This is a genomic window from Bradyrhizobium sp. CCGUVB1N3 (assembly GCF_024199925.1).
Taxonomy (GTDB): Bacteria; Pseudomonadota; Alphaproteobacteria; order Rhizobiales; family Xanthobacteraceae; genus Bradyrhizobium.
On the sequence record NZ_JANADR010000001.1, the window covers coordinates 2155209 to 2174570 of the forward strand.

The 19362-nt window shown below is 63.5% G+C and carries 13 protein-coding genes and 1 tRNA gene; 1 reads left to right on the plus strand and 13 read right to left on the minus strand.

The features are described 5' to 3' along the window. Positions 1-90 precede the first annotated feature (90 nt). The 11 genes from NLM33_RS10330 to NLM33_RS10380 all read right to left on the minus strand — a co-directional run bounded on the left by NLM33_RS10330 (position 91) and on the right by NLM33_RS10380 (position 16302). The gene (locus NLM33_RS10330) at positions 91-2151 is read right to left on the minus strand and encodes an FAD-dependent oxidoreductase (protein WP_254095946.1); all 2061 of its coding nucleotides are present in this window, start codon (positions 2149-2151) and stop codon (positions 91-93) included. Positions 2152-2342: 191 nt separating this feature from the next. Next, a complete protein-coding gene (gene rpoC, locus NLM33_RS10335) occupies positions 2343-6539 on the minus strand; it encodes a DNA-directed RNA polymerase subunit beta' (RefSeq protein WP_254095947.1) in 4197 nt (1398 codons plus the stop codon). A 129-nt stretch (positions 6540-6668) separates the two neighbouring features. Next, entirely contained in the window at positions 6669-10787 is a 4119-nt protein-coding gene (gene rpoB, locus NLM33_RS10340; RefSeq protein WP_254095948.1) for a DNA-directed RNA polymerase subunit beta, read from the minus strand. A 504-nt stretch (positions 10788-11291) separates the two neighbouring features. Continuing rightward, the gene (gene rplL / locus NLM33_RS10345; RefSeq protein WP_061876888.1) at positions 11292-11669 is read right to left on the minus strand and encodes a 50S ribosomal protein L7/L12; all 378 of its coding nucleotides are present in this window, start codon (positions 11667-11669) and stop codon (positions 11292-11294) included. Between the two features lie 54 nt (positions 11670-11723). Continuing rightward, the gene (gene rplJ, locus NLM33_RS10350; RefSeq protein WP_254095949.1) at positions 11724-12242 is read right to left on the minus strand and encodes a 50S ribosomal protein L10; all 519 of its coding nucleotides are present in this window, start codon (positions 12240-12242) and stop codon (positions 11724-11726) included. 581 nt (positions 12243-12823) lie between these two features. Then, positions 12824-13777: a 2-hydroxyacid dehydrogenase gene (locus NLM33_RS10355; protein WP_254095950.1), complete on the minus strand. Its 954-nt coding sequence runs from the start codon at positions 13775-13777 to the stop codon at positions 12824-12826. 93 nt (positions 13778-13870) lie between these two features. Beyond that, complete coding sequence (rplA, locus tag NLM33_RS10360; RefSeq protein ID WP_254095951.1) at positions 13871-14563, minus strand: 50S ribosomal protein L1; 693 nt, start codon at positions 14561-14563, stop codon at positions 13871-13873. A 6-nt stretch (positions 14564-14569) separates the two neighbouring features. After that, the gene (gene rplK / locus NLM33_RS10365) at positions 14570-14998 is read right to left on the minus strand and encodes a 50S ribosomal protein L11 (protein WP_011088164.1); all 429 of its coding nucleotides are present in this window, start codon (positions 14996-14998) and stop codon (positions 14570-14572) included. Positions 14999-15131: 133 nt separating this feature from the next. Next, a complete protein-coding gene (gene nusG, locus NLM33_RS10370; protein ID WP_254095952.1) occupies positions 15132-15689 on the minus strand; it encodes a transcription termination/antitermination protein NusG in 558 nt (185 codons plus the stop codon). After that, complete coding sequence (gene secE / locus NLM33_RS10375) at positions 15689-15880, minus strand: preprotein translocase subunit SecE (RefSeq protein ID WP_027520978.1); 192 nt, start codon at positions 15878-15880, stop codon at positions 15689-15691. The genes nusG and secE overlap by 1 nt, the downstream gene beginning before the upstream one ends. Before the next feature lie 346 nt (positions 15881-16226). After that, a tRNA-Trp gene (locus tag NLM33_RS10380) sits at positions 16227-16302 on the minus strand. A gap of 148 nt (positions 16303-16450) precedes the next feature. Between NLM33_RS10380 and NLM33_RS10385 the strand changes: the two genes are divergently transcribed. After that, a complete protein-coding gene (locus NLM33_RS10385) occupies positions 16451-17674 on the plus strand; it encodes a serine hydrolase (protein ID WP_254095953.1) in 1224 nt (407 codons plus the stop codon). A 143-nt stretch (positions 17675-17817) separates the two neighbouring features. Here NLM33_RS10385 and NLM33_RS10390 read toward each other — a convergent pair whose 3' ends face one another. Next, positions 17818-18585 carry an SDR family NAD(P)-dependent oxidoreductase gene (locus NLM33_RS10390; RefSeq protein ID WP_254095954.1) on the minus strand — a complete coding sequence of 256 codons (768 nt, stop codon included), beginning with the start codon at positions 18583-18585 and terminating at the stop codon, positions 17818-17820. 67 nt (positions 18586-18652) lie between these two features. Further along, a complete protein-coding gene (locus NLM33_RS10395) occupies positions 18653-19351 on the minus strand; it encodes a histidine phosphatase family protein (protein WP_254095955.1) in 699 nt (232 codons plus the stop codon). Positions 19352-19362: the final 11 nt, after the last annotated feature.

The following is a 19362-nucleotide window of genomic DNA, read 5'->3' on the forward strand; positions in this document are numbered from 1 at the left end:
AGAAAATCAGGAAAACAGCGGAGAACCGCTATTGCACCGATTCTATGCGATCAGGATCAATTCGGCAAAGCAATTGGCGAATTCGCGAGGCTATTCGTCGTCCTCGTCCTCGATCTTGTCGAAGAAGGAATAGCGCAAGCTGTCGGCGTCGGCGTACCACTGCCCCGGCCCCTTGTTGGCGGCGAGCGTCGCCGCCCACAGCGCATCGGTGCAGTCGTTGCGGTGCATCGACAGGTCGAACCCGTTGCCGAAGAACAATTCCGACCATTCCCACCAGGTGCCGAGCTTCTTGACCCCGCGCAGGAGATCGTAGCGATCGATCAGGCCAGGCGCCATGTCGGAGGTGATCGAGCCGAACACCAGGCCCGTCTTGACCACGCGGTTCAATTCCCTGATGGCGCGGACGACCTGCTTCTCGGAGACGTGGCAGAGGCTGGTCTCGAACACGAAATCGAACGCGCCGTCCTTGAACGGCATGTCCGCGATCGATCCGAGCTTGTTGTACTTCCTCAGCGCCTTCGGCGTCCTGGCGTGGATGGTGCGGTTGTTCTCGATGCCGAAGGCGTCGATCCCACGCTCGCGCAGCGCGCCGACGAGCTCGCCGCTGGCAGAGCCCGCCACCAGCAGCTTGGCGCTCTTCACCTTGCCCCAGACGATGCCGATGAGCTTCATCAGATAGTCTGGGTCGGTGAACTGGCGCCACGCTTCGCCATAGGGACCCTGGCCACGGTAATTGTCGAAATAATCGCGGTCGATCTTGTCGGACAGCGGCGTCTCGCTCTGGCTGCGCGCGCGGCGCAGGCGCATCATCTCGGTCAGGATGATGTCGGTCGCGGCGTCCGAGGAGTCGAGCAGACCGTTCAGCGTCGAATCGAACAGATAGTCGCCGACCACAACGATGCCGGGATGCTCCTTCGGCTCCGGCCGGTGATTGGTCATGACGTCGCGCACGGGCAAGCCGCCCGGCAACGCGTTCACCGAAGACAGCCAGCGGTGAATCTTGCCTTCCATGAAATGTGCACGCGCGTCACCGAGCGCGGCCGGCAGCGATTTCAGCGCGGCGTCGATCAGCTCCTGGTCGGAGAGATTGGCAAAGGCCAGCGCATCCGAGCCCGGAATGAGCCAGTTCAACACGCCGTGCTTGCCAACGTCGTGGCGGGCGCCCTCGTTGTAGACGCAGCAGCCGCCGAAGGCTTCCGACATGAACCAGGCGCCGGGGATCTTGTCGCCCCAGAACGGTGTGTCGAACAGGATCGAGACGCGCAGGTAATGCGCGGGACGGTCGAAATACGAGACGTGCTTGACCATCGACTTGCGGAGCTGCTCGCCTTCCCAGCCGAGCGTGGCGAGCCAGGAATGCGGCAGGCAGACCAGCACGAGGTCGAAGTCGCGCGTCTCCGGTCCCTTGCCGTTCATCATCTTGAGCTGGTAGCGCCCGGTCGGCGCCTTGCCGACGGCAAGCACGCGATGATTGAGCTGGATGTCGGCGTTGACCTCCGACTGGATGCACTCGACGAGCTGCTCGTTGCCGTTCTGGATGGAATAGAGGCCGATATAGCCGTCGACATCCATCAGATAGTTCTTGAGCGCGTTGAGCCCATTGGTGTTGTGGCTCTCGGTCGCGATGTCGGAGCGCGCCATCACCTTGAAGAATCGCCTGGCGGTCGCATCATCGACCTCCTCGTCAAGCACCTGCTCGGCGGTCTTGAAGGCCCAGGGATGTTCGTTGTCGTGCGCGCCGACGCCCTCGTAGTATTCGATCGGCGACATCAGGTCGGAGCAGCGCTTGCGGAAAGCTTCGATGGCGGCCGCAGTCTTGGCGCCGTATCTGCGGCGCATGCCGGGCACGTCGTTCAGGAGCTCGCCGCCGAACTGGACCTGCTCGGCATCCATCGGAATGGTCTGAAGCCCGAAATGCTGGATCAGTTCCCGCAATGGATCGGGACCAGTCATCGAGTAATCGTAGATCTCGGCAACGCCCGCCTCGTACATCGCCGGCGCAGAATCGAATTTCCGCGTGACGATCTTGCCGCCGAGCCGATCGGAGGCCTCATAGATGGTGATGCGGCAGAGATCACCGAGTTTGCGCTTCAGATACCAGGCGCTCATCAGCCCGCCGGGGCCGCCGCCTACGATTGCGAGGTCAAGCATGTCAGTTCCGTGGTCTCCGGCCGCCCCCCGCGTCGGGACCACCGGTCTAAGCTCTCCTAACAGAAGCGCTTTTCAGGCTGAAGGAAAGATGAACAAACGACGTCCCTGCACCGCAGCAAGGGAACAAAGCAGCAAAAAGGCCGGCAAAAGCCGGCCCTTTCATTGTCATCAGTATTCGTACGGATGAACCATCATTCCGCAGGCGGCAACGCCACCGGCTCCGCTTCCGGCGCTGGCGAGACGATCGAGGTCTGCTTCTCGCGCTCGTCGAGGATCAGCTTGTCGCGCTTCATGGCGACTTCGCGGATCTTGGCCATGGAGGCGCCGGTGCCCGCCGGGATCAGCCGGCCGACGATGACGTTCTCCTTGAGGCCCTCGAGCGGGTCGACCTTGCCGTTGACCGCCGCCTCCGTGAGGACGCGGGTGGTCTCCTGGAACGAGGCCGCCGAGAAGAACGAGCGGGTCTGGAGGCTCGCCTTGGTGATGCCGAGCAGAACCGGCGTTCCCGTGGCGGGCTTCTTGCCCTCTTCCTTGGCCTTCTCGTTAAGCGCGTCGAACTCGATCTTGTCGACCTGCTCGCCGGAGATCATGTCGGTCTCGCCCTGGTCGGTGATTTCCACCTTCTGGAGCATCTGACGGACAATCACCTCGATGTGCTTGTCGTTGATGAGCACGCCCTGAAGCCGGTAGACCTCCTGGATCTCGTTGACCAGATAGGCCGCGAGCTCCTCAATGCCCTTGATCGCCAGGATGTCGTGCGGCGCCGGGTTGCCTTCCACGATAAAGTCGCCCTTTTCGACGACGTCGCCGTCCTGAAGATGGATGTGCTTGCCCTTCGGGATCAGGTACTCGCGCGCCTCCTCGGTCTTGTCCATCGGCTCGATCGAGATGCGACGCTTGTTCTTGTAGTCGCGGCCGAAGCGGATGGTACCCGCGATCTCGGCGATGATCGCAGCATCCTTCGGACGCCGTGCCTCGAACAGTTCCGCCACGCGCGGCAGACCGCCCGTGATGTCACGCGTCTTGGCGCTCTCGGTCGAGACACGGGCGAGGATGTCGCCCGACTGGACCTTGGAGCCGATGTCCACCGAGAGGATCGCGTCGACCGACAGCATGTAGCGGGCATCGCCACCGCGGGCGAGCTTGAGCACCTTGCCGTCCTTGCCCTTGATCACGATGGCCGGACGCAGGTCCGAGCCGCCGCGGGTCGAGCGCCAGTCGATGACCACGCGCTTGGCGATACCGGTGGATTCGTCGAGCGTTTCCGAGATCGACTGCCCCTCGACCAGATCCTCGAAGCCGATGGTGCCTTCCACCTCGGTGAGAACCGGACGGGTATAGGGGTCCCACTCGGCGATGCGCTGGCCGCGCTTGACCATGTCGCCCTCGTCGATGTGCAGGCGCGAACCGTACTGGATACGGTGCGTCGCACGCTCGGTGCCGTCGGCATCGACGATCGCCACCACCATGTTGCGGACCATCGCGACGAGGTGACCCTCGCTGTTGCGGGCGATGGCCTTGTTCCTGATCACGATCTTGCCGTCGAAGTTGGATTCGACGAAAGACTGCTCGTTGAGCTGCGCCGCACCGCCGATGTGGAAGGTACGCATGGTGAGCTGGGTGCCGGGCTCGCCGATCGACTGAGCCGCGATGACGCCAACCGCTTCGCCGTGGTTGACCGGCGTGCCGCGGGCGAGGTCGCGGCCGTAGCACTTGCCGCAGATGCCGTTGACGAGCTCGCAGGTCAACGCCGAGCGGATCTTCACCTCCTGGACGCCACCCTGCTGGATGGCTTCCAAGTGGCTCTCTTCCATCAGCGTGCCGCGCTTGATGATCACCTTGCCCGAGTTGTCGCGCACGTCTTCGCAGGCCGTGCGTCCGAGGATGCGCGAGCCGAGCGAGGCGACCACGGTGCCGGCATCGACGATGGCGCGCATCTTGATGCCGAGCTTGGTGCCGCAGTCGTCCTGCGTGATGATGCAATCCTGCGCGACGTCGACCAGACGGCGGGTCAGGTAACCGGAGTTTGCGGTCTTCAACGCGGTGTCCGCGAGGCCCTTACGGGCGCCGTGGGTCGAGTTGAAGTACTCGAGCACCGAGAGGCCTTCCTTGAAGTTCGAGATGATCGGCGTCTCGATGATCTCGCCCGAGGGCTTGGCCATCAGGCCGCGCATGCCGGCGAGCTGGCGCATCTGCGCCGGCGAACCACGCGCGCCGGAGTGCGCCATCATGTAGATCGAGTTGATGTCCGCATCCGCTCCGCTCGCCGTCTTCTTGGTCGCGGAAATCTCCTTCATCATCGCCTTGGCGATTTCTTCCGTCGCCTTCGACCAGGCGTCGACGACCTTGTTGTACTTCTCGCCATGGGTGATCAGGCCGTCATTGTACTGCTGCTCGAAATCCTTCGCTAGCGTACGGGTGGTGTCGACGATCTTCCACTTGCCGTGCGGCACGACCATGTCGTCCTTGCCGAACGAAATGCCGGCCTTGAACGCGTTGTAGAAGCCGAGCGCCATGATGCGGTCGCAGAAGATCACCGTCTCCTTCTGGCCGCAGTGGCGGTAGACTTGGTCGATGACGCCGGAGATCTCGCGCTTGGTCATCAGCTTGTTGATGATCTCATACGAAATCCGCTGGTTCTTCGGCAGAAGATTGCCGAGCATGACGCGGCCAGCGGTGGTTTCGATCCAACGCTTTGAGACCTTGCCGGTCTCATCCATGCCTTCCCACCGGTACTTGATCTTGGTGTGGAGGTGGATGACCTTCGCATGCAGCGCGTGCTCGAGCTCGGCCATCTCGCCGAACACCTTGCCCTCGCCGGGCATGCCTTCGCGCATGATCGAGACGTAGTAGAGACCGAGCACGATGTCCTGCGACGGCACGATGATCGGCTGGCCGTTCGCCGGATGCAGGATGTTGTTGGTCGACATCATCAGGACGCGCGCTTCGAGCTGCGCTTCCAGCGACAGCGGAACGTGCACGGCCATCTGGTCGCCGTCGAAGTCGGCGTTGAACGCGGCGCAGACCAGCGGGTGGAGCTGGATCGCCTTGCCCTCGATCAGCACGGGCTCGAACGCCTGGATGCCGAGGCGGTGCAGCGTCGGCGCGCGGTTGAGCAACACCGGATGCTCGCGGATCACCTCGTCCAGGATGTCCCAGACCTCGGGCCGCTCCTTCTCGACCAGCTTCTTCGCCTGCTTGACGGTGGTGGACAGGCCCTTGGCGTCAAGCCTCGAATAGATGAACGGCTTGAACAGCTCGAGCGCCATCTTCTTCGGCAGGCCGCACTGATGCAGGCGCAGCTCGGGACCGACCACGATCACCGAACGGCCGGAATAGTCGACGCGCTTGCCGAGCAGGTTCTGGCGGAAGCGGCCCTGCTTGCCCTTGAGCATGTCGGCGAGCGACTTCAGCGGACGCTTGTTGGCGCCCGTGATGACGCGACCGCGGCGGCCGTTGTCGAACAGCGCGTCGACGGCCTCCTGAAGCATGCGCTTCTCGTTGCGGATGATGATGTCCGGCGCGCGCAGCTCCATCAGCCGCTTCAAGCGGTTGTTGCGGTTGATGACGCGGCGGTAGAGGTCGTTGAGATCCGAGGTCGCGAAGCGGCCGCCGTCGAGCGGCACCAGCGGACGCAGGTCCGGCGGGATCACCGGAACGACGGTGAGGATCATCCATTCCGGCTTGTTGCCGGAGTGGCGGAACGCCTCCACGATCTTCAAGCGCTTGGCGAGCTTCTTGTGCTTGATGTCGGAGTCGGTCTCGGCCATCTCGGCACGCAAGCTCACCTCGAGCTTCTCGAGCTCCATGCCCTTGAGCAGCTCGCGGATCGCCTCGGCGCCGATCATGGCGGTGAACGAATCCTGGCCGTACTCGTCCTGCGCCTTCAGGTACTCGTCTTCCGACAGCAGCTGACGGTCCTTCAGCGCGGTGAGGCCGGGCTCCAGCACGACGTAATATTCGAAGTAGAGGATCCGCTCGAGATCCTTCAGCGTCATGTCGAGCAAGAGGCCGATGCGCGAGGGCAGCGACTTCAGGAACCAGATGTGGGCGACGGGCGCGGCGAGCTCGATGTGGCCCATGCGCTCGCGCCGGACGCGCGACAGCGTGACCTCGACCGAGCACTTCTCGCAGATGATGCCCTTGTACTTCATGCGCTTGTACTTGCCGCACAAGCACTCGTAATCCTTGATCGGCCCGAAGATGCGCGCGCAGAACAGGCCGTCGCGCTCGGGCTTGAAGGTCCGGTAGTTGATGGTCTCCGGCTTCTTGATCTCGCCGTAGGACCAGGACAGAATCTTCTCTGGAGACGCGATCGAGATCCGGATCTGGTCGAAGACCTGAGCCGGCGTCGTCGGGTTAAAAAGATTCATAATCTCTTGGTTCATCGTCTTCTCCTCGCGTGCCGGTCGAGGCCGGCAGCAAATTCGAAAATCTTAACTCGCGGAGCGCCTGCCCTCACCGCGCGGGACGAGGCGCCGATGCCCGGCCTTTTCGGCCGGGCATGAAGAGTCGCGTTACTCGGCCGCCTCGGAGGTCGGCGCCGGTCCCACCTTGGAATTGTGCAGGTCGACGTTGAGGCCGAGCGAGCGCATTTCCTTGACCAGGACGTTGAAGGACTCCGGGATACCGGCTTCGAACGTGTCGTCGCCGCGCACGATCGCCTCGTACACCTTGGTACGGCCGGCGACGTCGTCCGACTTCACGGTCAGCATTTCCTGGAGCGTGTAGGCCGCGCCGTAAGCTTCGAGCGCCCACACCTCCATTTCGCCGAAACGCTGGCCGCCGAACTGCGCCTTGCCGCCCAGCGGCTGCTGGGTGACGAGCGAGTACGGACCGATCGAACGCGCGTGGATCTTGTCGTCGACGAGATGGTGCAGCTTGAGCATGTAGATGTAGCCCACCGTCACCTTGCGATCGAAGGGATCGCCGGTGCGGCCGTCATAGACGGTCGACTGGCCCGAAGCGTCGAGACCGGCGAGCTTCAGCATCTCCTCGATGTCGGCTTCCTTGGCGCCGTCGAACACCGGCGTCGCGATCGGCACGCCGTGGCTCAGGTTGCGACCGAGCTCGATCAGTTCGCCGTCGTTGAGCGTCTTGATCGTCTCGTCCTCGCCGTAGATCCGCTTCAACGTCTCCTTCAGCGGCTTGATGTCCTGCTTCGACAGATAGGCATCGACCGTCTGGCCGATGCGTTTGCCGAGGCCGGCGCAAGCCCAGCCGAGATGCGTCTCGAGGATCTGCCCGACGTTCATGCGCGAAGGCACGCCGAGCGGATTGAGCACGATGTCGGCATGGGTACCATCCTCGAGGAACGGCATGTCCTCGATCGGCACGATCTTCGACACCACACCCTTGTTACCGTGGCGGCCGGCCATCTTGTCGCCGGGCTGGATCTTGCGCTTCACCGCGACGAAGACCTTGACCATCTTCATCACGCCGGGCGGCAGCTCGTCGCCGCGCTGCAGCTTCTCGACCTTGTCGAGGAAGCGCTGTTCAAGCCCCTTCTTCGACTCGTCGTACTGCTTCCGCATGGCCTCGATCTCGGCCATCAGTTTGTCGTTGGGCGAGGCGAACAGCCACCACTGCGACTTCGGATACTCCTCGAGCACCGCACGGGTGATCTTGGTGTCCTTCTTGAAGCCCTTGGGGCCCGCGATGCCCTGCCGCCCTTCGAGAAGGTCGGCGAGACGGCTGTAGACGTTGCGGTCGAGGATCGCCTGCTCGTCGTCGCGGTCCTTGGCCAGACGCTCGATCTCCTCGCGCTCGATCGCCAGCGCACGCTCGTCCTTGTCGACGCCGTGGCGGTTGAACACGCGCACTTCCACGATCGTGCCCTGCACGCCCGGGGGCACGCGGAGCGAGGTATCGCGGACGTCGGAGGCCTTCTCGCCGAAGATGGCACGCAGCAGCTTTTCTTCCGGCGTCATCGGGCTCTCGCCCTTCGGCGTGATCTTGCCGACCAGGATGTCGCCGGCGCGCACTTCCGCACCGATGTAGACGATACCGGCTTCGTCGAGGTTCTTCAGCGCTTCTTCCGAGACGTTCGGAATATCGCGGGTGATTTCCTCAGGACCGAGCTTGGTGTCACGGGCCATCACCTCGAACTCCTCGATGTGGATCGAGGTGAAGACGTCGTCCTTCACGATCCGCTCGGAGAGCAGGATCGAGTCTTCGAAGTTGTAGCCGTTCCACGGCATGAACGCGACCAGCACGTTGCGCCCCAGAGCGAGCTCGCCGAGATCGGTCGACGGACCGTCGGCGATGATGTCGCCCTTCTTGACGATGTCGCCGACCTTCACCAGCGGACGCTGGTTGATGCAGGTCGACTGGTTGGAGCGCTGGTACTTCATCAGACGGTAGATATCGACGCCCGACTTGGTCGGATCGAGATCTTCCGTCGCGCGGATGACGACGCGGGTCGCGTCGATCTGGTCGATCACGCCCGAGCGGCGCGCCGCGATCGCAGCACCCGAGTCACGTGCAACCACGCCTTCCATGCCGGTGCCGACGAACGGCGCCTCGGCGCGAACCAGCGGCACCGCCTGGCGCTGCATGTTCGAGCCCATCAGCGCGCGGTTGGCGTCGTCGTTCTCGAGGAACGGGATCAGGGCCGCGGCGACCGAAACGAGCTGCTTCGGCGACACGTCCATGTAGTCGACCTTGTCCGGCGTCACCGGCAGAACTTCGCCGGCGTGACGGCAGACCACGAGGTCCTCGGTGAAGCGGCCCTTGGCGTCGAGCGGCACGTTGGCCTGCGCGACCGTGTAGCGGCCCTCCTCCATCGCCGAGAGATACACGACCTCGTCGGTGACACGGCCGTCCTTCACCTTGCGATAGGGCGTCTCGACGAAGCCGTACTTGTTCACGCGCGCGAAGGTCGCGAGCGAGTTGATCAGGCCGATGTTCGGACCTTCCGGCGTCTCGATCGGGCAGATGCGGCCGTAGTGCGTCGGATGCACGTCGCGCACCTCGAAGCCGGCGCGCTCGCGGGTCAGACCGCCCGGTCCAAGCGCCGACAGGCGGCGCTTGTGGGTGATCTCCGACAGCGGGTTGGTCTGGTCCATGAACTGCGAGAGCTGCGAGGAGCCGAAGAACTCGCGCACGGCGGCGGCCGCCGGCTTCGCGTTGATCAGGTCCTGCGGCATGACCGTGTCGATGTCGACCGAGGACATGCGCTCCTTGATCGCGCGCTCCATGCGGAGCAGGCCGATGCGGTACTGGTTCTCCATGAGCTCGCCGACCGAGCGCACGCGGCGGTTGCCGAGGTGGTCGATGTCGTCGATCTCGCCCTTGCCGTCGCGCAGGTCCACCAGCGTCTTGATGACGGAGAGGATGTCTTCCCTGCGCAGCGTGCGCTGGGTGTCGGGCGCATCGAGGTCGAGGCGCATGTTCATCTTGACGCGGCCGACCGCAGACAGGTCGTAACGCTCGGCGTCGAAGAACAGCGACTGGAACATCGCCTGCGCCGAATCCAGCGTCGGCGGCTCGCCCGGACGCATCACGCGGTAGATGTCGAACAGCGCGTCCTCGCGCGTCATGTTCTTGTCAGCCGAAAGCGTGTTGCGGATGTAGGCGCCGACATTGACGTGGTCGATGTCGAGCAGCGGCAGCTCCTTGTAGCCGTGCTCGTTGAGGGCCTTCATCAGCTTGTCGGTAATCTCCTCGCCGGCCTCCGCATGGATCTCGCCGGTCTTCGGATTGACGAGGTCCTCGGCAAGGTAGTTGCCGACCAGTTCCTCATCCGACATGCGGAGCGCCTTCAGCCCCTTCTCCTGGAGCTGGCGCGCGGCACGCACGGTGAGCTTCTTGCCGGCCTCGAGCACGACCTTGCCGGTGTCGGCGTCGATCAGGTCGGAGGTCGTGGAATAGCCGCGGAAACGGTTGGCGTCGAACGGAACGCGCCAGCCTTCCTTGGTCCGCTTGTAGAGGATGCGCTTGTAGAAGGTGTTGAGGACCTCCTCGCCATCAAGCCCGAGCGCGAACATCAGCGACGTCACCGGAATCTTGCGGCGACGATCGATACGCGCATAGACGATGTCCTTGGCGTCGAACTCGATGTCGAGCCAGGAGCCGCGATACGGGATCACGCGGGCGGCGAACAGCAGCTTGCCCGAGGAGTGGGTCTTGCCCTTGTCGTGGTCGAAGAACACGCCGGGCGAACGGTGCATCTGGGAGACGATGACGCGCTCGGTGCCGTTGACGATGAAGGTGCCGTTCATCGTCATGAGCGGGATGTCGCCCATGTAGACGTCCTGCTCCTTGATGTCCTTGACCGACTTCGCGCCGGTTTCCTCGTCGATATCGAACACGATGAGGCGCAGGGTCACCTTGAGGGGTGCAGCGAAGGTCATGCCGCGCTGGCGGCACTCGTCGACGTCGTACTTCGGCGGCTCGAACTCGTAGCGAACGAATTCCAGCATCGAGGTGCCGGAGAAGTCCGAGATCGGGAACACCGAGCGGAACACTGCCTGCAAGCCCTCATCCGGCCGCCCGCCCGTGGGTTCGTCGACCATCAGGAACTGGTCATAGGACGCCTTCTGAACCTCGATGAGGTTCGGCATCTCGGCGACTTCCTTGATGTGTCCGAAAAACTTGCGAACGCGTTTGCGACCGGTGAATGTCTGCTGCGCCATCGTGGCCTCTCATTTCGGCGCCCGCTCTGGGCGCGCCTTCCGGGACACGGCTGCCACCGTTCCCCGGGTTGAATTTTTCGAACCCGTTTTGAGGGGCGGAAACCCAGTCATCGGACCCGTCAAAGTCCTGAACTGTTCTTCAGACCTTCAAAACGCAAAACGACGCGCGGGGCGCAAAGGCGCGCCCGCCCGTCACAACGATTGTCTTCACGGACTGCAAAAGCCCGAAATAGCCTGCTCTCCCAACGGCTTGCGGGAAACTCCGCCTTCCACGCCTACCGTGCTTTCGTGCTGCCGCTCCGATATGGGGCGACAATAGTCGAGATTCGAGGGGTAAGCCCTCAAATCCCCACACTTTTTCGTGTTCGGCCTGCGTCGGAATGTCCCGTCGCACGCCTTTTGCATTCGACCCGCCCGCTCAAGGCCGGAACCCGGCCATCGACCTTGCGGACCAAGATCCCGGGTCTCAGCTCACGCTCGCCCGGGATCTCGCTCCAGTAACGCTTACTTGAGCTCGACCTTCGCGCCAGCCTTCTCGAGCTGGGCCTTGATCTTGTCGGCTTCGTCCTTGTTCACGCCTTCCTTCACCGGCTTCGGCGCGCCCTCGACGAGGTCCTTCGCTTCCTTCAGGCCCAGGCCGGTGATGGCGCGGACTTCCTTGATGACCTCGATCTTCTTGTCGCCGGCAGAGGCGAGAACGACCGTGAACTCGGTCTTCTCTTCCGCCGGAGCGGCGGCAGCGCCACCGGCAGCCGGGCCGGCCACTGCGACGGCGGCAGCGGCGGACACGCCCCACTTCTCTTCGAGGAGCTTGGCGAGTTCAGCGGCTTCGAGCACGGTGAGGCTCGAGAGGTCGTCAACGATCTTCTGCAAGTCAGCCATTGTTCTGTTTCCTTAAGTGTAAGTCTGGTTCGGGTTTGAGTTTTGCGAAGGGCGTCAGGCCGCTTCGCCCTTTGAGGCATGAGCCTGAATGACGCGTGCGAGCTTGCCCGCCGGCGCGTTCGCGAGCTGGGCGAGCTTGGTCGCCGGAGCCACGATGAGGCCGACGATCTTGCCGCGCAGTTCGTCAAGCGACGGCAGCGAGGCAAGAGCCTTCACGCCGTCGACATTCAGGACGGTCTTGCCCATCGAGCCGCCGATGATGACGAACTTCTCGTTCGCCTTGGCGAAATCGATGGCGACCTTCGGCGCCGCTACCGGATCGTTAGAAGTCGCGATCACGGTCGGCCCCTTCAGCATGGGGCCGATGGCAACGACGTCAGTGCCTTCAAGAGCAATTTTGGCGAGACGGTTCTTCGAGACCTTCACCGAGGCGCCAGCCTGCTTCATCTGCATGCGCAGCTTCTGCATCTGGGCGACAGTGAGGCCGGAATATTGAGCAACGACCGCGACGCCCGTGGTCTTGAAGACCTCATTGAGCTGTTCGACCGCTTCCTTTTTTGCCGCTCGTTCCACAGCAAGCTCTCTCCGGTTGGCGGTCGTCGCGCGAAAGGCGGGACCGCCGGGTTGCACCCATCGTCCCACCCAAACCTGAACCTCTGGGCCAAAACCCTTCGGACACGCCGGGCAAGACGACAATTCAAAGCCTGCCCTCCCGGAACCCTTGCGGGGGCCCACGGGGTGTCGAGGTCCGAACCAAACCCATTCCGAGCCGCCCGAGGGGTGGCTGCGAAGTGAAATCCGGTCTTCACCCGTCTATGCAGGCCATGCGATTAAGCCGTTGGGAAATCGAAACTTCCCGCGAGCGCCTGCAGTCTTGGACAGGACGAGGCCAGCCGGCACGCCGGTTGACCCCCGCCCACATTCCACCAACTTGATGAGGTCTCTCCTTTTCGGGCAAATCCTTGCGGACGTCCTAAGAAGGAATGATCTCCTATCGTGTCGGGTTTTCGGAATGCGTGCACGGACGCGCCAGCTACGGCCAGCACGTCCGGAGGCGGTTCTTTAACCGCTCTTGACGGCCTTGCCAAGAGCAAAATTCACACCAGTTCCAATCGATTGCCCGGGAACCTTGACGCGGCGGCGAAAGGGCCGATTCAAGCCGTTTTGACCGCGTAAGGCAGCGGCCGCCCCTCGAAGAACGCGGTCAGGTTCGCCAGCACGCAGTCCTGCATCGCGACGTGCGATTCCAGGGTATGTCCACCGATATGCGGTGCGAGCACCACGTTGGGCAGCGCCGTCAGCGCATCCGGCGCGTGCGGCTCCTTCGCATAGACGTCGAGGCCGGCGCCGGCGATCGTCTTGTCGGAGAGCGCCGAGACCAGGGCCTTCTCGTCGATCACCGAGCCGCGGGAGATGTTGACGATATAGCCATCCTCGCCCAGCCGCCTGAGGATGTCGGCGTTGACGGCGTGATGCGTCTCCGCGCCGGCGCGGACCGCGATCATGAGCACGCTGCACCAGTCGGCGAGCGCATCGAGCGACGGGAAATATTGATAGGGTACGTCGTGGCGGGTGCGGCTGAAATAGCCGACCTCGCTCTCGAACGCCGCGCAGCGCGCGGCGATCTTGCGGCCGATCTCGCCCATGCCGTAGACGCCGATGCGGCGGCCAGGCATGCCGGCCTGCGGCCGCATCATCGGCGAAGGTTTTGACGCGGCCCAATCGCCACTGCGGACGTATTGATCCGCAACCAGGATCCGGCGGGTGGCGGCGAGCATCAAGGTCACTGCGATATCGGCAACCGAAGCCGCATTGGCGCCGGGGCTGTGGCCGACCGCGACGTTGCGTGCAGCGGCAGTCTTCAGGTCGACGCCGTCATAGCCGGTGCCGTAGCAGACGATCGCACCCAGCTTCGGAAAGAGATCCATCGCGCCTGCGCCGAGCGGCGTGCCGCCGGCCGTGAGCAGCGCGCGGATGCCACCTAATGCGTCGCTTGAAAACACCTCCTGCGCCGGCTTGCCGGCGGTGTCGAGCAATTCAAACCGCTCGGCGAAGCGCGCCATCATCGTCTTCGGGAAGCGCGAGTAGATCAGGACCTTGTCAGCCATTGTTATTGTTTCCCGTGAACGACGCCTCAAAAATGGAAGGGGCGGAATCGGTTGCCCAATTCCGCCCCTGTCCGCATCTCTTGATCTATGGCCTTAGCCGAGGATCGTGCCCGGCTCGACCTTCACGCCCGGGCCCATGGTCGAGGACACCGCGACGCGCTGGATGTAGGTGCCCTTGGAGCCTGCCGGCTTCGCCTTGGAGACCGCATCCGCGAGCGCCTTGACGTTCTCGACCAGCTTCTCCTCGGTGAACGAAGCCTTGCCGATGCCGGCCTGGACGATGCCGGCCTTCTCGACGCGGAACTCGACCGAGCCGCCCTTGGCGCCCTTGACGGCGTTGGTGACGTCCATGGTCACGGTGCCGATCTTCGGGTTCGGCATCATGCCGCGCGGACCGAGCACCTTACCGAGACGGCCGACCAGCGGCATCATGTCGGGGGTCGCAATACAACGGTCGAAGTCGATGGTGCCGTTCTGCACCTTCTCGACCAGGTCCTCGGCGCCGACGACGTCGGCACCGGCGGCCTTGGCTTCGTCCGCCTTGGCGCCGCGCGCGAACACGCCGACGCGCAGGGTGCGGCCGGTGCCGTTCGGCAGGTTCACGACGCCACGGACCATCTGGTCGGCGTGGCGGGGATCGACGCCGAGATTGATCGCGATCTCGATCGTCTCGTCGAACTTCGACTTGGCGCGCTCCTTGACCATCTTGATGGCGTCCGCGAGCGGATAGAGCTTCTCGCGATCAACGCCCTCGCGGGCCTTCTTCAAACGCTTTCCGATTGCCATGGCCCGTTACCCCGCAACTTCCAGACCCATCGAACGGGCAGAGCCCTCGACCATCTTCATGGCCGATTCAATGGTGTCGCAATTCAGGTCCTTCATCTTCTTCTCGGCGATCTCGCGCACCTGCGCCTTGGTCACCTTGCCGGCCTTGTCACGGCCCGGCGCCTTCGAGCCGGACTGGATTTTTGCAGCCTGTTTGAGGAAGTAGGACATCGGCGGCGTCTTCATCTCGAAGGTGAAGGAACGGTCCGCATAGATGGTGATGATCACCGGGATCGGGGTGTTCTTCTCTTCCTTCTGGGTCTGGGCGTTGAACGCCTTGCAGAACTCCATGATGTTGAGACCGCGCTGACCAAGCGCGGGACCGATCGGGGGCGAAGGATTCGCCGCACCGGCCGGGACCTGAAGCTTCAGGTATCCGGTCACTTTCTTTGCCATGTATCACTCCTGTTGTGCCGGCCCGAAGGCTGGCGGTTTCAGGTTCGTGGTCGGGATCAGATGCGGCTGGCAACCGCCCCTCTCCTCCCACGGCCTCTCAAATGCGCAAGGCCCAAGCCTCACGCGTACCCGGTCAGACCTTCTCGACCTGACCGAATTCCAGTTCCACGGGCGTTGCGCGGCCGAAGATCGACACCGCGACCTTCAGGCGCGAACGCGCCTCGTCGATTTCCTCGACCACACCGGAGAACGAGGCGAACGGGCCATCGGCCACGCGCACGTTCTCGCCGATCTCGAACGACACCGACGCCTTCGGCCGCTCCACGCCCTCCTGCACCTGGTGCAGGATGCGCATCGCCTCGGCTTCCGAGATCGGCATCGGCTTGTTTTCCGCGCCAAGGAAGCCCGTAACCTTCGGGGTGTTCTTGATCAGATGGAACGCCTCGTCGGTCAGCTTCATCTTCACCAGCACGTAGCCCGGGAAGAACTTGCGCTCGGCGTCGATCTTGCGGCCGCGGCGCACCTCCGTGACCTTCTCGGTCGGCACCAGCACCTGCTCGAAGAGTTCCTCGAGATTGCGCTGCTTGGCCTGCTCGCGGATCGATTCGGCGACCTTCTTCTCGAAGTTCGAGTACGCGTGGACGATGTACCAGCGCTTGTCGGACGATTGAGTTGCTGCGGCTGTTGCCATCAGTGAATGCCCAAAAGAAGGGTGACGAGATAACGGATGATCTGGTCGGCGGCGAAGAAGAAGATCGACGCCAAGGCAACCATGACGAACACCATGATCGTGGTGATCGTCGTCTCGCGACGGGTCGGCCAGGTGACCTTCGCGGTCTCCGAGCGCACTTCCTGCAAGAACTTGAACGGGCTGACTGCCATCGTTGATGTCCAACGTCCGTCGTGAGACGAGAAAAGATTTAAAGGGATCCGAACAGCCGCCGTCTGCCCAACCCTCTTCGCTTGAAGGATGAGCCGGAAACCGGGCTCGATTGTTCGGGGATTTCAAGGCCGCGCCGGAGATCCGCGTCTAACGGGCCGGCTGCAGGTGGCCGGTATCTACTGCGGATGGGGGCAAAGGTCAAGGTATTGGCGCGCCGCACCTGACGGGATCGGCGTCTGACTCCCGTCCGCAGACCTGATCCGGATCAAGGGCTTATCGGACCGGCATGAAGCGCGATCCGAGCTTCGCCCTGCCTGTGGTCCTGTCCTGATTGTCGGGACTACCTGGCAGGAGTGGCAGGGCTCGAACCTGCGACCCCCGGTTTTGGAGACCGGTGCTCTACCAATTGAGCTACACTCCTACGAACCCGCGTCGCCGCGGGTCAGGGGCGCTTTCAAGCACAGGGGGCGGCCGGTTTGCAAGGGAGAAGCGCAAGCGAGGCGCTTGTTCACACCGCGACTTCCGGGCCACAGTTCATCCTGAACCAGAACAACAACCCGGGAGTGACAATGAGCGCTCAAACCGCCTCGAAGCCGAAAATCGCGACACCGACCCCGCCTTTGCCCGAGGCCAGGCCCGAAACGCTGGGTCTGTCGCGCCCCCGCCTCCAGGCGATGTCGGATGCCTTCAAGCGCGAGATCGACAAGGGAACCGTTCCCGGCGTGAGCGTGCTGGTGGCGCGCCGCGGCCAGATCGGCTGGTTCGAGGCACTGGGCCGGCAGAGTCCTGCGGCCTCAGTTCCGATGGCGCATGATTCGATCTTCCGCATCTTCTCGATGACCAAGCCGATCGTCTCGGTCGGCATCATGACGCTGGTCGAGGACGGCCATGTCCTGCTCAGCGATCCTCTCGCCAAGTACATCCCCGAATTCGCCAACCCCCAGGTCGGCGTCGTCAGCGGTGGCAAGCTCGAACTGGTTCCGGCCCACCGTCCGATCACGGTCCAGGACCTGCTCCGCCACACCTCCGGCATCACCTACGAGCATCAGGGCGACGGCCCCGTGCACAAGCTCTACCAGGAGTCCCGCGTCCGCAGCCGCAAGATCACCAACGCCGAGCACGCCGCCCTGGTCGCGAGCTTCCCGCTGGTCTGCCAGCCCGGCGCGGAGTTCAACTACGGCCGCTCGACCGACATTCTCGGTCGCATCATCGAGGTCGTCAGCGGCAAGTCACTCGGCGCTTTCCTGAGCGAGCGCGTCCTCGGCCCCCTTCAGATGACCGAGACCGGTTTCTCGACCAGCGAGGCCAACGCCGCCCGCCTCGCCGAGCCCTTCCCCGCCGATCCCTGGACCGGCGACAAGATCGCCCTCTTCAACATGCTGGAAGCACCCGTGATGGAGTCCGGCGGCGGCGGTCTGGTCTCGACCACCTTGGACTACGCCCGCTTCGCGCTGATGCTGCGCAACGGCGGTACGCTCGATGGTGCGCGCATCATCGGCCGCAAGATGCTGGAGCTGATGGCCTCCGACCATCTCGGCCCGAATGTGAAGACCAACGGCACGCTGCTCGCACCGGGCCACGGCTTCGGCCTCGGCTTTGCCGTCCGCAGAGAGCCCGGCATCGCGCCCTTCCCCGGCAGCGTCGGCCAGTTCTTCTGGAGCGGGATCGCCGGCACCTTCTTCTGGATCGATCCGAAGGAGGATCTGGTCGCGGTGTTCATGAGCCAAGGCCCAGGGCAGCGCGACTATACGCGGACCTTGGTGCGGGATCTGGTGTACGCGGCGGTGGATTGACGGGACGCTGCGTCCTCGGTCTCGTGCCCCGTCGCTGAGCCGGGGCCCATACTTCAGCGAACTCAAATTCTCGGCTCATGGGTCCCGGCTCTGCGGAGCAGCACTTCGTGCTGCACCGCGTCCGGGACACGAGAGTTATCACCTCAACTAATCGTCGCGCCGCCGTCGATGACCATGGTCTGGCCGGTCATGAAGTCGCCGGCCTTCGAGCCGAGGAACACCGCCGCGCCCGCGATCTCGTCGGGGATGCCGATGCGCAGGAGCGGCGAGCGCGAGGTCGAGGCCTTCAGGTTCTCCGGATTGTCCCACAGCGCCTTCGCGAAATCGGTCTTGATCAGGCCGGGCGCGATGCAGTTCACGCGGATGTTGTGCTTGCCGTATTCGCAGGCAAGGTTGCGCGCGAGCTGCATGTCGGCGGCCTTTGAGATCGCGTAGGCACCGAGAATGGTCGAGCCCTTGAGGCCGCCGATCGAGGAGACGATGATGACCGAGCCGTCCTTGCGCTCGATCATCTGCGGCACCACCATCGAGATCAGCCAGTTGTTGGCGACGATGTTGTTGTCGAGGATTTTTCTGAACTGATCGTCGGAGATGCCGGCGAGCGGACCGTAATACGGGTTCGAGGCGGCGTTGCAGACCAGCACGTCGATCTTGCCGAAGGCGCGGTTGCTCTCGTCGACGAGGTCTTGCAGATTTTCCTTCGAGGAGATGTTGGCGGCGATAGCGACCGCAGTCCCCTTGCCGTACTTGTCGTTGATCCCCTTCGCCACCTCCTCGCAGACGTCGGCCTTGCGCGAGGAGATCACGACCTTGGCGCCGTGCTCGGCCATGCGCTCTGCGATCGCGAGCCCGATGCCGCGCGTCGATCCCGTGATGACGGCGACTTTTCCCTTCATGTCGAACAAGGTCATGTTTCTCTCCCAGAATTGACGAGGTTGATTTGATGCTTGAGCTGCGGCCGCGCTCAGCGGCAATGGCTCACGCGAGTTTCTTGACTTCCGGCCCTGCGGGCTGATGCATCGCGTTGTGCCTTTCGTCCGCGATCCACGGCTGCTGGTTCACCATCGGCAAGCGCCAGACGACGCGCTCTGCTGTTGCGAAATGATCGAGCCGCGTCACCGAGACATTGTCGATATCGAAGGAGAGCCCCTTCTCAGGCTCGCCGCCGAGCGCGAGCCCCAGCGCCGCCTTGATCGTGCCGCCATGGGTAACCGCGATCACATCCTGCCCAGCATGCTCGCGATTGATCCGTTCGATGGTGCGGCAAGTGCGGTTGTAGAGGTCCATGAAGCTTTCACCACCGGGCGCGGGCTCATTGATGTCGGCGAACCAGCTACTGCCCGCGGGGCGGCTCGCGATGAAGGCGGCGCGATTCATGCCCTGCCACTGGCCGAGATTCTGCTCGGCGAAGTCCGCTTCCCAAATCATGGTCGCAGGCTTGGGAAAGCCGGCCGCCCAGATCGCTTCCGCCGTCTGATGGGTGCGCATCAGATTGCTCGAGTACCAGACCGCGTCGCGCGGCAGGATCTTCGCGACCGCCTCGAAGACCTCACTATCGCTGGTGTCGCAGGCGAGATCCTGCTGACCGTAGATGTTGCCACCGTCATTGCGCACCGGCGCGTGACGGACCCACCACCACCGCGTCGTGACGACTTTGGGCTTGTCGGAATCGGACATCATCGAAACCC

Excerpts from the sequence above, each read along its gene's own strand:
- NLM33_RS10330 (WP_254095946.1), bottom strand. The coding sequence starts at position 2,151 with ATGCTTGACCTCGCAATCGTAGGCGGCGGCCCCGGCGGGCTGATGAGC.
- rpoC (WP_254095947.1), bottom strand. The coding sequence starts at position 6,539 with ATGAACCAAGAGATTATGAATCTTTTTAACCCGACGACGCCGGCTCAG.
- rpoB (WP_254095948.1), bottom strand. The coding sequence starts at position 10,787 with ATGGCGCAGCAGACATTCACCGGTCGCAAACGCGTTCGCAAGTTTTTC.
- rplL (WP_061876888.1), bottom strand. The coding sequence starts at position 11,669 with ATGGCTGACTTGCAGAAGATCGTTGACGACCTCTCGAGCCTCACCGTG.
- NLM33_RS10355 (WP_254095950.1), bottom strand. The coding sequence starts at position 13,777 with ATGGCTGACAAGGTCCTGATCTACTCGCGCTTCCCGAAGACGATGATG.
- rplA (WP_254095951.1), bottom strand. The coding sequence starts at position 14,563 with ATGGCAATCGGAAAGCGTTTGAAGAAGGCCCGCGAGGGCGTTGATCGC.
- rplK (WP_011088164.1), bottom strand. The coding sequence starts at position 14,998 with ATGGCAAAGAAAGTGACCGGATACCTGAAGCTTCAGGTCCCGGCCGGT.
- nusG (WP_254095952.1), bottom strand. The coding sequence starts at position 15,689 with ATGGCAACAGCCGCAGCAACTCAATCGTCCGACAAGCGCTGGTACATC.
- secE (WP_027520978.1), bottom strand. The coding sequence starts at position 15,880 with ATGGCAGTCAGCCCGTTCAAGTTCTTGCAGGAAGTGCGCTCGGAGACC.
- NLM33_RS10385 (WP_254095953.1), top strand. The coding sequence starts at position 16,451 with ATGAGCGCTCAAACCGCCTCGAAGCCGAAAATCGCGACACCGACCCCG.
- NLM33_RS10390 (WP_254095954.1), bottom strand. The coding sequence starts at position 18,585 with ATGACCTTGTTCGACATGAAGGGAAAAGTCGCCGTCATCACGGGATCG.
- NLM33_RS10395 (WP_254095955.1), bottom strand. The coding sequence starts at position 19,351 with ATGTCCGATTCCGACAAGCCCAAAGTCGTCACGACGCGGTGGTGGTGG.